The sequence below is a fragment of the Commensalibacter communis genome (assembly GCF_947179015.1).
Classification (GTDB): Bacteria; Pseudomonadota; Alphaproteobacteria; order Acetobacterales; family Acetobacteraceae; genus Commensalibacter; species Commensalibacter communis.
The window spans coordinates 1-223 of record NZ_CAMXCM010000054.1 but is presented as its reverse complement, the minus strand read 5'-3'; the positions used below and the strand labels follow the sequence as shown (position 1 = coordinate 223).

Sequence of the window (223 nt, the reverse complement as noted above, 5' to 3'; positions counted from 1 at the left end):
CCTCCAAGGTGAACAAGGTAATCAAGGTGAGGCTGGTACAGATGGCAAAGCTGGTACGATCCAAATTGGTAATGTTTCCAAAGGGGATAATGCCAGTATTACTAATCGTGGAACTGAGAATGCTGCGCTGCTAGATTTTGTATTACCTAAAGGGGATAAAGGAGATGCAGGCTCTCGTTGGTATTCTGGAACACAAGAACCAAACGCATCAACAGGGGTCAAA

The 223-nt window shown here is 44.8% G+C and carries 1 protein-coding gene; it reads left to right on the top strand.

Annotation, left to right across the window (positions count from 1 at the left end):
• On the top strand, nt 1-223 hold a 223-nt coding region (locus tag PQG54_RS12395; RefSeq protein WP_271807755.1), incomplete at both ends, for a hypothetical protein.